The 13,643-nt window shown below is 69.5% G+C and carries 10 protein-coding genes and 1 pseudogene; 4 read left to right on the top strand and 7 right to left on the bottom strand.

All coding sequences use genetic code 11. From position 1 onward, the window contains the following. Positions 1-22 precede the first annotated feature (22 nt). Both TthTMY_RS11070 and TthTMY_RS11065 read right to left on the bottom strand, forming a co-directional pair. On the bottom strand, positions 23-1,714 hold the full coding sequence (locus tag TthTMY_RS11070; protein WP_096411287.1) for a M3 family oligoendopeptidase: 1,692 nt from the start codon (positions 1,712-1,714) through the stop codon (positions 23-25). A 234-nt stretch (positions 1,715-1,948) separates the two neighbouring features. Continuing rightward, a complete protein-coding gene (locus tag TthTMY_RS11065; RefSeq protein WP_223903283.1) occupies positions 1,949-3,331 on the bottom strand; it encodes a tetratricopeptide repeat protein in 1,383 nt (460 codons plus the stop codon). A 38-nt stretch (positions 3,332-3,369) separates the two neighbouring features. Between TthTMY_RS11065 and TthTMY_RS11060 the strand changes: the two genes are divergently transcribed. From TthTMY_RS11060 to trpD, 4 genes are all read left to right on the top strand, one after another. Beyond that, positions 3,370-3,771: an acyl-CoA thioesterase gene (locus TthTMY_RS11060; RefSeq protein ID WP_096411286.1), complete on the top strand. Its 402-nt coding sequence runs from the start codon at positions 3,370-3,372 to the stop codon at positions 3,769-3,771. A 136-nt stretch (positions 3,772-3,907) separates the two neighbouring features. After that, entirely contained in the window at positions 3,908-5,296 is a 1,389-nt protein-coding gene (gene trpE / locus TthTMY_RS11055; protein ID WP_223903282.1) for an anthranilate synthase component I, read from the top strand. A gap of 79 nt (positions 5,297-5,375) precedes the next feature. After that, positions 5,376-5,957 (top strand): anthranilate synthase component II, encoded by a 582-nt coding sequence (locus TthTMY_RS11050; protein ID WP_223903281.1) that lies wholly within the window; start codon positions 5,376-5,378, stop codon positions 5,955-5,957. After that, positions 5,945-6,934, top strand: a complete 990-nt coding sequence (gene trpD / locus TthTMY_RS11045; protein ID WP_096411285.1) for an anthranilate phosphoribosyltransferase — start codon at positions 5,945-5,947, stop codon at positions 6,932-6,934. Before TthTMY_RS11050 ends, trpD begins: the two co-directional genes overlap by 13 nt. Here trpD and TthTMY_RS11040 read toward each other — a convergent pair. The 5 genes and pseudogenes from TthTMY_RS11040 to TthTMY_RS11020 all read right to left on the bottom strand — a co-directional run bounded on the left by TthTMY_RS11040 (position 6,931) and on the right by TthTMY_RS11020 (position 13,579). Further along, the gene (locus TthTMY_RS11040) at positions 6,931-7,233 is read right to left on the bottom strand and encodes a Rieske (2Fe-2S) protein (RefSeq protein WP_096411284.1); all 303 of its coding nucleotides are present in this window, start codon (positions 7,231-7,233) and stop codon (positions 6,931-6,933) included. The genes trpD and TthTMY_RS11040 overlap by 4 nt on opposite strands. A gap of 2 nt (positions 7,234-7,235) precedes the next feature. Next, a complete protein-coding gene (gene sufD, locus TthTMY_RS11035) occupies positions 7,236-8,531 on the bottom strand; it encodes a Fe-S cluster assembly protein SufD (RefSeq protein WP_096413050.1) in 1,296 nt (431 codons plus the stop codon). A 52-nt stretch (positions 8,532-8,583) separates the two neighbouring features. Beyond that, a complete protein-coding gene (sufB, locus tag TthTMY_RS11030; protein WP_096411283.1) occupies positions 8,584-9,990 on the bottom strand; it encodes a Fe-S cluster assembly protein SufB in 1,407 nt (468 codons plus the stop codon). Then, positions 9,987-10,739, bottom strand: a complete 753-nt coding sequence (gene sufC / locus TthTMY_RS11025; protein WP_096411282.1) for a Fe-S cluster assembly ATPase SufC — start codon at positions 10,737-10,739, stop codon at positions 9,987-9,989. The genes sufB and sufC overlap by 4 nt, the downstream gene beginning before the upstream one ends. Positions 10,740-10,821: 82 nt before the next feature. Then, positions 10,822-13,579, bottom strand: a pseudogene (locus TthTMY_RS11020) (hypothetical protein). Positions 13,580-13,643 lie beyond the last annotated feature (64 nt).

Below are 13,643 nucleotides of genomic sequence, written 5' to 3'. Positions count from 1 at the left end.
TCCAAAGCCTAGGCCCCCTCGGTCAGGGGGAGGTCATGCGCTCAAGCTGGGCCACCTTCTCCTCGAGGACCCGAACCCCCCGGCGCCAGAAGTCCACGCTCTCCAGGTCAAAGCCGAAGCGGAGGGCGAGCTCCTTGGCCCGGTAGCGGCCGGACTCGGCGAGGAGGGCCTCGTAGCGCTCGGCGAAGCCGGGGTCCTCCTTGGCCGCCTGGTAGACGGCAAGCCCGAAGAGGAGGCCGAAGGTGTAGGGGTAGTTGTAGAAGTCGGCCCCGTAGTAGTGCCCTTTCACCGCCCACATGTAGGGGTGGCGGGTGGCCAGGGCCTCCCCGTAGGCCTCCTCCTGGGCCTTGAGCATGAGCTCCTTGAACTCCCTTGGGGAAAGCTCCCGCGCCCTGCGCCTTTGGAAGACCCAGGACTCAAAGAGGAAGCGGCTATGGATGTCCACCACCACCTGGGCCGCCCCCTGGAGGTAGGTGTCCAGGATGAGGAGGCCCTCCTCGGGGGAGGCCTCCTTGAGGGCCGCCTCCACCACCAGGGTCTCGTTCATGATGCTCGCCGTCTCCGCCAGGGTCATGGGGACCCGGCGGAGGGAGGCCGGGGCCTCCTTGAGGGCGAAGTTGTGGTAGGCGTGGCCGAGCTCGTGGGCCAGGGTGGAGACGGACTCAAAGCTCTCCTCGTAGTTGGCGAGGATGAGGCTCTTCCCTCCGCCCCGGGCCATGCAGTAGGCCCCGCCCACCTTGCCCTTTCGGGGGAGGAGGTCCATCCAGCGCTCCTGGAAGGCCATCTCCGCCACCTGGGCGGCTTTCGGCACCAGGAGGGCGAGCTTGGCCGGGATGAAGGCCCGGGCCTCCTCCAGGCTCCAACGCCTCCCCCGGCCTAGGGGGGCGAAGAGGTCCCACCAGTCCAGGCGCTCCTTGCCTAGGGCCCTGGCCTTGAGGAGGAAGTAGCGGCGGAAGAGGGGAAGGCTTTCCCCTACCGCCTCCTGCATGGCGGAGAGGGCCTTCCTCGTGATGCGGTTTTGGAGGAGGGTGGGCTCGAGGTCGTCCCTATAGCCCCGCTTCCGGTTTAGGACGCTGGCCTCCCCCTTCACCCCGTTTAGGGCGAAGGCCAGGGGCACCTCGTGGGCCTCCCAGGCCTTGAGCTCGGCCTCGTAGGCCTTCTTCCGCACCTCCTCCTCGGGGTGGAAGTAGAGGTTCCGCACCTTGGTGATGGGCATCTCCTCCCCGTCCACCACCGCGGTGATCTGGCTCGTGAGGCTCTCGTGGAGCTTGTCCCAGGCCGCTCTCCCCGAGAGGGAAAGCTCCGCCGCCAGGACCTCCTCCCCCTCGGGCATCAGGTGCAGGGCCTCCTCCTTGGCCTCCTCCACCAGGAGGCGGTAGGGCCCGGCTTCCTCCGGGTCCTTCAGGGCCAGGTAGCGGGTGAGGCGGGGCCTTAAACGCTGGAAGTCCAGGAAGAGGACCTCCAGCTCGGAGAGCTTGGCAAGGGCAGCCTCGTCCCGGGTGTCGGCGCTGTAGCGGGCGTAGAGGTAGGCCCGAAGGGGGGTGGCCTCCTCCAGGAAGGCGTCCAGGGCGGCGAGGACCTCGGCGAGGGGGGCTTCCCGCTCAAGAAGCCCCTTGAGCTCGCCGATCCTTCCCTTCAGGCCTTCCCAGGCCCTCTGGAACTCGGGGCTTTCCAGGCCGGGGAAGAGGGGGGTGAGGTCCCAGGTGGTCTCCATGCCCCCACTATACCTGACCCGCCGGTCAGAAGCCGGTGGAAGGCTTCAAAGGGACGCGTTCGCGAACCCAGCTTCCTGCCCCAGGGGTGTAGCCGCGCTGGATAGTCCCTAAGGGGTGGGGGTGCTCATAAGAACTCCCCGTAGGCTTTTCCCTTATCACGAGAACGTTGCGCTGGCCGTGTCCTCTTCTACGGGTGGCCTGGGAGGGCTGGGGAACAGGATCAGGAGGATTTCTTATAAGAGGGTATAGCCCAAGGCGCGGTAGTCCCCGGAGGCCTGAGCTTCCTTCTGGGCCTCGAGGAGGGTCCCTTTGGCCTCCAAAAACCGCCCCAGGTACCGCAGGGCTTCCCCCAGGGAGAGCAGGGTGTAGGCCCGGGAGAGGGGGGTGGTCTTGAAGGGGAGAACCTCCCGGTAGAGGCCCACCGCCTCGGAAAGCTTCCCCATGTGGTGCCGGGCCACGGCCAGGTTGTGGAGGGCCAGGGCCTCCACCTCCCGCTGCCTTGCGCTCCGGGAGAGGGCCAGGGCCTCCTCCAGGTCCTCCGCCGCCTCCCGGTAGCGGGAGAGGCGGATGCGGGCCGCCCCCCGGCTGGTGAGGAAGCGGGCCCGCAAGGGGGTCTCCCCCAGGGCCACCCCCTGGGAGAAGACCCGTTCGGCTTCCCGGTGCACCCCTTTCAACCCGAGGAGGGTGCCTTTGGCGAGGAGGGCCTCGGCAAGCAAGGCGGGGTCTTCCTCCGGGAACCCTTCCAGGACGGCCAGGCCCCGGTCCAGCTCTCCCCGCATCCGGTGCCCCAGGGCGAGGAGGAGGCGGAGGCGGGGGGAGGGGTGCGCCACCCGCTCGGCGTGGCGGAAGAAGGCCTCCACCTTGCCCCTTTCCAGGAGGGGCCTTCCCGCCCGCTCCAGGGTCCAGAGGAGGAGCCCACCCCCGTAGCGCCCGGCGGCCTCCAGGGCCTCTTCCCAGGCCTCGAGGGCGAGGGCGGCCTCGAGGAGCCTCCTGGCCGTTTCCTCGGGCGGCAAGGGGTGGGTGGCCTCGAGGTAGGCGACGAGGGCGGGGAGGAGCCTGAGGGGTACCCCCTGGGCCAGGGCCTGGGCCAAAAGGGCCTCCACCGCCTCCCCAAACCCCGCCCGGCGGAAGGCGGCCTCGGGGAGGGGGAGGAGGAAGGGGCGGAGGTCCAAGGGGGGAAGGAGGTCCTCCAGAAAGGCGCGAAGCTCGGGGGTCCAGGCGGCCTCCCCCTTTTCCAGGGCCTTCCGGGTGAGGTGGGGCCAGCCCCCGAAGAGGGCGTGGACGGGCCCGGCAAGCTCCTTCTTCCCCAAGCGGCGGGCGAGCCCCCCCACCTCCTCGGGGGTGAAGGCCAGATCTTCCGGGCCCAAGCGGTGGAGTGGGGGAAGCCGGGCTTTTCGGACGGCCACCACCTGGCCCGGGAGGACCTCGGGCGGGGGCTCCCTCAGGTCGTAGCAGCCCGGCTCCGGGCTCCAGTCCCGGCGGTAGGGGAGCCCCTTGGCCTCGGCGAAGCCCTTGAGGAGGAGGGTCTTGCCGAAGCCGGGGGGTGCGTGGACCAGGACCCCTTCGGGAAGGGCCTCCTCCAGGGCCCGGTGAAGCCTTGGGCGGTGGAGGTACACCCTTCAGGATAGCCCCAAAGGCGGGGTAAGCTTGGGGCATGGAGGGCTTTCCCGTAAAGGTTTCCGTGCAGGTGCGCTTCCGCGATCTGGACGCCTTGGGCCACGTGAACAACGCCGTCTACCTCACCTACTTTGAGGTGGCCCGGGCTGCCTACTTCCGAAGGCTGGAGGAGGACTGGGTGGCGCGGGGCCACTTCATCCTGGCCCGGGCCGAGGTGGACTTCCTGAGGCCCATCCACCTCGAGGACCCCGTGGAGGTGGGGGTGCGGGTGGTGCGGATCGGCCGCTCCAGCTTTGACATGGAGTACCGGGTGGAAGCCCGGGGAGAGGAGGCGGCCCGGGGCCGGACGGTGCAGGTTTGGCTGGAAGGGGGCCGCCCCGCCCCCTTGCCCGAGGCCATCCGGGAGAGGATCCGGGCCCTGGAGGGGCGGCCCCTTTAGCCCCTGGACAGGGCCCCCTTGTCCCGCTATCCTGAGGCCATGGCCCTTCCCTCCGCCCTTTGGTGGCCCGGCTAGGCCCCGGGGCGGGAGGCCTTTCCCCGGGGCACACCCCGGGGCTTTGTTTTTGGGGGACGGCATGGAGCGGATCCGACCTTACCGCAAAACCTTCCTCGCGGACCTGGAGACCCCGGTGACCGCCTACCTGAAGCTCTCCGAGAAGGCCCCGGTGAGCTTCCTCTTGGAGTCGGTGGAGCGGGGGCGCCAAAGCCGCTTCTCCATCGTGGGGGTGGGGGCGCGGCGCACCTTCCGCCTGAAGGACGGGGTCTTCACGGTGAACGGGGAGCGGGTGGAGGCCCAAGACCCCTTGCGCGCCCTCTACGAGCGGGTCTACGCCCCCTTGGAGCGCCCCCCCGACCTCCCCCCTTTCTTCGGCGGGGTGGTGGGCTACGCCGCTTACGACCTCGTCCGCTACTACGAAAGGCTTCCAAGCCTCAAGCCCGACGACCTGGGCCTCCCCGACCTCCTCTTCGTGGAGCCCGAGGTGGTGGCCGTGTTTGACCACCTGAAGAACCTCCTCCACCTCGTGGCCCCGGGGGAGGACCCCGAGGAGGCGGAATCCCGCCTCCTCTGGGCGGAAAGGAGGCTCAAGGGCCCCCTGCCCGGGGTGCCGGGGGAGAGGGCGGGGGGGAGGGCCCGCTTCCAGGAGGACTTTTCCCGGGAGGACTACCTGAAGGCGGTGGAAAAGGCCCTGGACTACATCCGGGCCGGGGACATCTTCCAGGTGGTCCTCTCCTTGCGGCTCTCCTCCCCCCTCACCGTCCACCCCTTCGCCCTCTACCGGGCGCTGAGGAGCGTGAACCCGAGCCCCTACATGGGCTACCTGGACCTGGGGGAGGTGGTCCTGGTCTCCGCAAGCCCCGAAAGCCTCCTCCGCTCGGACGGCCGCAAGGTAATCACCCGGCCCATCGCGGGCACGAGGCCCAGGGGGAAGGACGAGGAGGAGGACAAGGGGCTTGCCGAGGAGCTCCTTAAGGACGAGAAGGAGGTCGCGGAGCACGTGATGCTCCTGGACCTCTCCCGCAACGACATCGGCCGGGTGGCCGCCTTCGGCACGGTGCGGGTCCTCGAGCCCATGCACGTGGAGTACTACTCCCACGTGATGCACCTCGTCTCCACGGTGGAAGGGGTTTTGGCCGAAGGCAAGACCCCTTTGGACGCCTTGGCCAGCGTGCTCCCCATGGGCACGGTCTCCGGGGCCCCGAAGATCCGGGCCATGGAGATCATTGAGGAGCTGGAGCCCCACCGCCGGGGGCCCTACGGGGGAAGCTTCGGCTACCTGGCCTACGACGGGGCCATGGACATGGCCCTCACCCTGCGCACCTTCGTGGTGGCCAAGGGCTGGATGCACGTGCAGGCGGGGGCGGGGATTGTGGCGGACTCGGTGCCGGAGAGGGAGTACCAGGAATGCCTGAACAAGGCCCGGGCGCTCCTCAAGGCGGTGGAGATGGCGGAGGAGGGGCTATGATCCCACCCCATGCTGGCGGGGGCCCCGGTAAGGAGGCCTGGGGGACATTGCCCTTGGCGGAGCGAAGGGGAGGAAGGTTATGAGGGTCTTGGTGGTGGACAACTACGACAGCTTCACCTACAACCTGGTGCAGTACCTGGGGGAGCTCGGGGCAAGCCCCATCGTGTGGCGGAACGACCAGTTCCGGCTGGAGGAGGTGGAGGCTTTGGACCCGGACCGGATCCTGGTGAGCCCGGGGCCCTGTACGCCCTTTGAGGCGGGGCTTTCCATCCCCCTGATCCAGCGCTACGCTTCGCGCTACCCCATCCTGGGGGTCTGCCTCGGGCACCAGGCCATCGGGGCGGCCTTCGGGGGGAAGGTGGTTCCCGCCCCCGTCCTCATGCACGGCAAGGTGAGCCCCATCCACCACGACGGCACCGGGGTCTTCCGGGGGCTAGCTAGCCCCTTCCCCGCCACCCGCTACCACTCCTTGGTGGTGGCGGAGGTGCCGGAGGCCCTGGTGGTGAACGCCTGGGCGGAGGAGGCGGGGGGGCGGACGGTGATGGGCTTCCGCCACCGGGACTACCCCACCCACGGGGTGCAGTTCCACCCGGAGAGCTACCTCACGGAGGCGGGTAAACTCATCCTCAAGAACTTCCTGGAGGACCCATGGACGCGGTGAAGAAGGCCATTCTGGGCGAGGTTTTGGAGGAGGGGGAGGCCTACGAGGTCATGCGGGCCCTGATGGCGGGGGAGGTCTCCCCGGTGCGGGCGGCGGGGCTTTTGGTGGCCATGAGCCTGAGGGGAGAGCGGCCCCACGAGATCGCCGCCATGGCCCGGGCCATGCGGGAGGCGGCGAGGCCCCTCAAGGTGCGCCGGCGCCCCCTTTTGGACCTCGTGGGCACCGGGGGGGATGGGAAAGGGCTTCTCAACCTCTCCACCCTGGCCGCCCTGGTGGCGGCGGCGGGGGGTGTGGCCGTGGCCAAGCACGGGAACCGGGCGGCGAGCTCCAAGGCGGGGAGCGCGGACCTCCTCGAGGCCCTGGGGGTAGACCTCGAGGCCCCCCCTGAGAGGGTGGAAGAGGCCATAGAGGAGCTGGGCTTCGGCTTCCTCTTCGCCCGGGTCTTCCACCCCGCCATGCGCCACGTGGCCCCGGTGCGGGCCGAGCTCGGCGTGCGCACCGTCTTCAACCTCCTCGGGCCCCTCACCAACCCCGCCGGGGCGGACGCCTACGTCCTCGGGGTCTTTAGCCCCGCGTGGCTTGCCCCCATGGCCGAGGCCCTGGAGCGGCTTGGGGCCCGGGGGCTCGTGGTCCACGGGGAGGGGGCGGACGAGCTCGTCCTCGGGGAGAACCGGGTGGTGGAGGTGGGGAAGGGGGCCTATACCCTCACCCCCGAGGAGGTGGGCCTAAGGAGGGCTCCCCTCGAGGCCCTCAAAGGAGGCGGCCCCGAGGAGAACGCGGCCCTCGCCCGCCGCCTCCTCAAGGGGGAGGAGAAGGGCCCCCTGGCGGACGCCGTGGCCCTGGCCGCGGGGGCCGGGTTCTACGCCGCGGGAAAAACCCCCTCCCTGAAGGAGGGGGTGGCGTTGGCCCGGGAGGTCCTGGCCTCGGGGGAGGCCTACCTCCTCCTGGAGCGCTACGTGGCCTTCCTCAGGGCCTAGAGGTCCAGGAGGACGGTGTCCCCCTCGAGGCGGGCGGGGAAGACCTTCACGGGCCTCGGGGCGGGGAGGGTCTGCCGCCCCGTCCTCAGGTCAAACCGGGCCCCGTGGCGGGGGCAGACGATGGCCCCGTCCTCCACCTCCCCCTCGTGGAGGGGGCCGTCGTCGTGGGTGCAGACGTCCTCCAAGGCAAAGACCTCCTCCCCCGTGTAAAGGAGGAGGATGGGCTTTTTGTGCTCGGGCCGCTTCACCACGAGGCGGCCGTTTTGGAGCTCGCCGAGCTTGGCCACGGGGGTCCACATGGCTAGATCCGCACCTTCTCCTCAATCACCGCCTCAATGTGGGCCCTGAGCGCCTTCAAGGGGATGCGGGTGAGGACGTCCGCCAGGTGGGCCTTCACCAGGAGCTCCTGGGCGAGGCCTCGAGGAAGCCCCCGGGACTGGAGGTAGAAGAGCTGCATCTCGTCCACGGGGGCGGTGGTGCTCCCGTGGGTGCAGCGCACGTCGTTGGCCCCGATCTCCAGCTGGGGGATGGAGTCCACCCGGGCCGTGGGGGAGAGGAGGAGGTTGCGGTTCGCCTGGTAGGCGTCCGTCTTCTGGGCGCCCTTTTCCAGCCGGATGAGGCCGGAGAAGACCGCCCGGGCCTCGTCCTTCACTGCCCCCTTGTAGAGGAGGTCGCTTCGGGTGTGGTGCTCCACGTGGTGCTGCAGGGTGTAGTGGTCAAACTGTTGCCTCCCGTGCCCGAAATAGAGGCCGAGCATCTCGCTTTCCGCCCCCGGGCCCACGAGCTCCGAGGCCACCTCGCTTCGGGCGTAGGCGCCCCCGAGGTTCACCACGAGGTCGTTGAGGCCCGCGTCCCGCTCCAGAAGGGCCCTTTGCCGGTGGAAGTGCCACACCCCCTCGCCGAAGGTCTGGACGTGGGCGTGGCGCAGGCGGGCCCCGGGCCTCAGGACCATCTCCGTGGCGGAGAGGTGGAGGGTGGGGGGCAGGTCCGAGGAGAGGTACTCCTCAATGTAGGCGGCCTTGGCGTTGTCCTCCAGGAAGAGGAGGCTCCGCCCCGCCGAGGCCCTTTCCCCTTCCAGGAGCACCTTGAAGACCCCGAGGGGCTTCTCCACCTCTAGCCCCGCGGGGACGTAGAGGAAGGCCCCGTGGGTGAAGAAGGCGCTGTTCTGTGCGGCGAACTTGTCCTCGGTGTAGACCGCCTGGAAGAGGGCCGCCGCCACCTTTTCTGGGTGGGTCTTCAGGGCCTCGGCCAGGGAGGTGAAGACCAAGCCCCTTTGCGAAAGCTCCTCGGGCACCTCGGCGTAGACGAGGTCCGGCCCCACGAAGACCAGGAAGCCCGAGACGTCCGTCCGCTCCAGGCGGCGCCTCACGGGCTCGGGGAGGTCGTCCCGGGAAAGCCTTAGCCCCTTGGGGGCCTCCACGGGAAGCCCCAGGGGGGCTTCGGAGAGGTCGGTGTACCGCCAGTTCTCGTCCCTTTTGCTGGGGTAAGGGAGCCGGGCAAAGGCCTCGAGGGCCTTAAGCCTTTTCTCCAAGAGCCAGGCGGGCTCGCCCAGGGCCTTGGAGAGGGTTTCCACCTGCGTCTTGTCCAGTACCTGCATGCTTCCTCCCGAAAAAAGGGGGAGGCCCTGGGCCTCCCCCAAGGCTCGGCCTTTAGCCGACGGAGCCCTCCATCTCCAGCTCAATGAGCTTGTTGAGCTCCACGGCGTACTCCAGGGGGAGCTCCTTGGCGATGGGCTCAATGAAGCCGCGCACGATGAGGGCCGCGGCCTCGTCCTCCTTGAGGCCACGGGACTGGAGGTAGAAGATCTGCTCGTCGTTGATCTTGGAGACCGTGGCCTCGTGGCCCACGTGGGCGGTTTCCTCCTCAATCTCAATGTAGGGGTAGGTGTCGGTGCGGCTTTCGGGGTCAATGAGGAGGGCGTCGCACTCCACGTTGACCTTGCCGTGCCGGGCCCCTTCCATCACCTTCACCAGGCCGCGGTAGCTCGCCCGCCCCTCCCCCTTGGAGATGCTCTTGGAGACGATGGTCCCCGAGGTGTGGGGGGCGGCCAGGATGAGCTTGCCGCCCGTGTCCTGGTGCTGGCCCGTCTTGGCGAAGGCGATGGAGAGGATCTCGCTCCTAGCCCCCGGCTCCAGGAGGTAGCTGGAGGGGTACTTCATGGTGACCTTGGAGCCCAGATTGCCGTCCACCCATTCGTGGAAGGCCTCCCCGTAGACCAGGGCCCGCTGGGTCACCAGGTTGTACATGTTGGTGGACCAGTTCTGGATGGTGGTGTAGCGGCTCCGCGCCCCCCGCTTCACCACGATCTCAATCACCCCCGTGTGGAGGCTTTCCGTGGAGTACATGGGGGCGGTGCAGCCCTCAATGTAGTGCACCTCGGCCCCCTCGTCCACGATGATCAGGGTGCGCTCAAACTGGCCGAACTCGGGGGTGTTCACCCGGAAGTAGGCCTGCAGGGGGAGCTCCACCTTGACCCCGGGGGGCACGTAGACGAAGGAGCCCCCGGACCAGGCGGCCGAGTTCAGGGCGGCGAACTTGTTGTCCTCAGGGGGCACCACCTTGGCGAAGTACTCCTTGAAGAGGTCCTCGTACTTCTTCATCCCCTCCTCAATGGCCACGAAGATGACCCCCTGGCGCTCAAGCTCCTCCCTGACCCGGTGGTAGACCATCTCCGAGTCGTACTGGGCCCCCACTCCGGCCAAGACCTTGCGCTCCGCCTCGGGGATGCCCAGGCGCTCGTAGGTCCGGCGGATCTCCTCGGGGACCTCGTCCCAGCTCTTGGCGTCCCGGACCTCGGCGGGCTTCACGTAGTAGACGAGGTCGTCCAGGTTGAGCCCGGAGAGGTCGGGGCCCCAAGTGGGCATGGGCTTCTTCTGGAAGATCTCAAAGGCCCGCAGGCGGAACTTCAGCATCCACTCGGGCTCGTCCTTGTGGTAGCTGATGGCCTCAATCACCCTGCGGGTGAGCCCCTTCTCCGCCTTGAAGACGGGCCGGATCTCGTCAATGAAGTGCCAGCGATACTCCTCGCCGATCTGGCGGATCTCCAGCTCGCTCATGCGCCCTCCTTCACCTTCTCCTTAAGCCACTCGTACCCCTTGGCCTCGAGCTCCAGGGCAAGCTCGGGACCGCCCGTGGCCACCACCCGGCCGTCCATCATCACGTGGACCCTATCGGGCTGGATGTAGTTCAGGATCCGCTGGTAGTGGGTGATCACCAACGCGCCGAAGTTCGGCCCCCGCATGGCGTTCACGCCCCGGGCCACCACCTTGAGGGCGTCAATGTCCAGGCCCGAGTCGGTCTCGTCCAGGACGGCGTAGGTGGGCTCGAGGACCAATAGCTGCAGGATCTCGTTCCGCTTCTTCTCCCCGCCGGAGAAGCCCTCGTTGAGGTAGCGGGAGAGGTAGCTCTCGTCCCAGTCCAGAAGCTCCAAGGCCTTCTTCACCTTGGCCCAGAACTCCGCCACCCCCACCTCCCGGCCGAGCTTGGCCTGGAGGGCGAGGCGGAGGAAGTTGGCGATGGTCACCCCGGGCACCTCCACCGGGTACTGGAAGGCGAGGAAGAGCCCCTTCCGCGCCCTTTCGTCCGGGGAGAGCTCCAGGATGTTCTCCCCGTCCAGGAGGATCTCCCCCTTCTCCACCGTGTACTCGGGGTCCCCGGCCAGGATCTTGCCCAGGGTGCTCTTCCCGGCCCCGTTGGGGCCCATAAGGGCGTGGACCTCCCCCTTGGGGACCACCAGGTTCACGCCCTTGAGGATCGTCTCCCCGTCAATGGAAGCCCAGAGGTCGCGGATCTCCAGCTGGCTCATGCTCCATCCTCCTCAGACGGGTCTTATCGCGACCCGTTCGCAACAAGCAGTATAGCCCCTGGCGCCCAGAAAGTCTAGTGATTTAGTCGGGATTGGCCAGGTGGAGGCCCAGGGCCTCGGGGGGGGCGAGGGGGGTGGGGGGCAGGCGGGCGGCGAGGCCCGGGTGGGCCCGGCCCATGGCCCTTCCCAGCTGGAGGCGGAAGGGCTCGGGGAGGCCGCTCTGCTTCGCCTCCACGAGCTTCTGCCAGGCGGCCTCCTCCTCCCCCAGGGCGAGGAGGGCGAGGACCTCCGTGGCCTTGGCCTGGGCGTTGAGCCCAGGGTCCAAGAGGGGGGGCAGGGCCACCGTCTGGGCCAGGGCCTCCCCGTAAGCCCCCTCCCTGAGGAGGGCCTCGGCGTAGCCCAGGCGGGCCTGGGCCCGGAGGTAGGGGTTGGCGAGGCCGAGGAAGGGGCGGAGCCTTTCCCGGGCCTCCTTGGGGGGGAGAAGGAGGGCGAGGAGGCTTTCCGCGTCCAGGCGCAAGGCGGTGTACCGGTCGGTGGCCTCCTCGGGGATCTTGGCGAGGAGGTCCCAGAGGAGCCGTTCGGCCTCGGGGGCCTTAAGGCCCCCGAGGAGGGGCGGGCGGTAAGGGGTGCCGGTTTCCAGGAGGAGGTAGGCCGCCGCCAGGCGGAAGAGGGTGCGGAGGTGGCGGTAACGGGCCTCCTTAGGCCTCTCCCCCGTGGTGCGGAAGTAGACCTCCGCCCGGGAGAGGAAGGCCAGGGCCTCCAGGGGCCGGCCTTGGGCCGCCTGCAGGATGCCCGCCTCGCTCTCCACGCGGGCGCGGGTGAAGGGGTCCAGGGCCTCCTCTAGGGCCCTCCTTATGGCGGCCTCGGCCTCGGGGTAGAGGCCGAGGCGCCTTAGGAGGGTGGCGTACCGGGCCCGGACCCGGGCCACCTCGTCCTGGGGGGCCCCGGCCTCCTCCAGGGCCTTGAGCCCCTCCTCCATCCGGGCCTTGGCCTCCGGGTTTCCCAGGCGCATGAGGAGGTCGCCCATCTGGTAGCGGGCCCGGCCCAGGAGGAGGGGGTCGTGCCCCACCTGGGCGAGGGCGGTGAGGGCCTCCTCGTACCGCCCCAGGTCCTTGGCCACGAGCCCCCGCCAGAGCTGGACCCGGTCCTTGAGGAAGGGGGCCACGGGGAGCTCGGCCGCCCGCTCGGCGTAGCGGGCCGCCTTCTCGTAGTCCCCCTTCCACCGCTCCACCGCGGCCCGCACCAAAAGCCCCTCCGCCCGGGCCGTTTCGTCCAGGAGGGGGAACTCCTCCTCCGGGGGCAAAAGGGCCTCCGCCTCCTTGTAGAGGCCGGCGTCGGCCTTGGCCTCGGCGGCCTTGATGCGGGCCGAGGCCCGAAGCCTTGGGTCCTCGGCCTGGGCCAAAAGGGCGAGGGCCTCCTCCACCTCGGGGTGGGCGTACTGGCCCAAGACGGCCCGGTAGCGCACCAAGGCGGCGGCCAACGCCTCCCGGTCCTCCTTAGGCCAGGACCGGGCTTCCTGCCAGAGGCCCGGCAGGAGGGCGAGGCGGGCGGGGTCCTCGGTGAGGAGGTCCAAGAGGATCCGCCGCTCCCCGGCCTTGCGGGCGTGGTAGAGGCGGCGGAAGAGGTTCTCCGGAGGGAAGAACTCCAGGGCGAGGCGGTGGAGCTCCCGCGGGGCCTCATGGGGGAGGAGGCTTCGCAGGGAGGGGCGGACGAGCCCGTCCCCCCACCCACTCCAAAAGGGCCTTCTCCGCTTGGGAGAGGCGTTCTAAGGGGCGGTTCAAGGCCCTTTCCAGGAGGGCCGCGGGGAAGGCGGGGTCCGCCTCGGGGCTGAAGGCGGCCAGGGCCTCGAGGAGGGGCCTTAGGGCCGGGTCGTCCTGGAGGGGGGTCTCGGGGTCGTGCTTGGCCGCCTCCAGGAGGACGAGGCGGGAGAGCTCCCCGAAGTTCCGCCCCGCCTGGTTCACCAAGGCCTCGAGGCGCTCCGGGGGCAGGTGGGGGAGCCTTTCCCTGACGAAGCGTCGGGCCTCCTCCCGGCTCGGGGGGGAGAGGGGCTGGTAGGGGAGGGTGGGGGGCGGCTCGGTGAGGGCGGCGAGGTAGGGGATTTCCAGGCTCCGCAGGAAGGGCTCAAGCCAGGCGGAAAGGCCCCGTTGCCCCCCGTCCGGCCCCCGCAAGGGGAGGCCCTCCAGGGTCCCTTGGGCCTCGGCCCGGAGGAGGAGGGGGCGGCCTGCCCGGTTCAGGGCCTGGGCCAAGGCGGCGAGGAACTCCTGTTGGAGGGCGCCTTGGAGGATGTAGGGCTGGGTGGGGGAAAGCTGGGAGAGGAGGGTTTCCGCCTCCACCCCAAGCTCCTCCGCCAGGGGGATGAGGGCCTGGGCGAGCTCCCCGCCCAGGTTGAGGACGAAGGGGGCCTTTCCCGGGAAGGCGGCGAGGGCCTGGCGCAAGGCGGAGAGGAGGACCCCCTTGCCCGTGGCCGCCCCGCCCACCACCACCACCTGGGGCCTCCGGCCTGCCTCCAGCTCCCGGAGGAAGTGGCGGAAGATGCGGCGCTTGTCCCGCCCCAGGACCTTACGGGCGCTCTTCAGGAAGAGCTCCGCCGGGGGCGGCGGGGGCTTCAGGCCCGCCTCCCGGTAGAGGTCGGCCAGGATGCGGTAGAGGCGCTCCTTCTCCTCGGGGCTTCCCAGGTCCTTGTAGAGGATGTTGCGCACCGTGCCCGCCCGCCCCCCGCGCTCGGCCATGAGGGCCTCGAGCCAGCGCAGGGAGCCCTTCCTCCCCCGGTGGTCCCGGCCTTGGAGGTGGGGGCGGAGCTCCTCCAGGTAGCGCAGCCAGGGTGTAGCGGCCTTATCCATTCCTTCTTACACTCTACCAGGCCGGTGCAAAAAAGGCCGGGGCGTGCCCCGGCCTTTTTTGCAC

The organism is Thermus thermophilus (assembly GCF_019974155.1).
GTDB classification, from domain to species: Bacteria; Deinococcota; Deinococci; order Deinococcales; family Thermaceae; genus Thermus; species Thermus thermophilus_C.
This window is presented reverse-complemented; position numbering and strand designations above follow the sequence as displayed.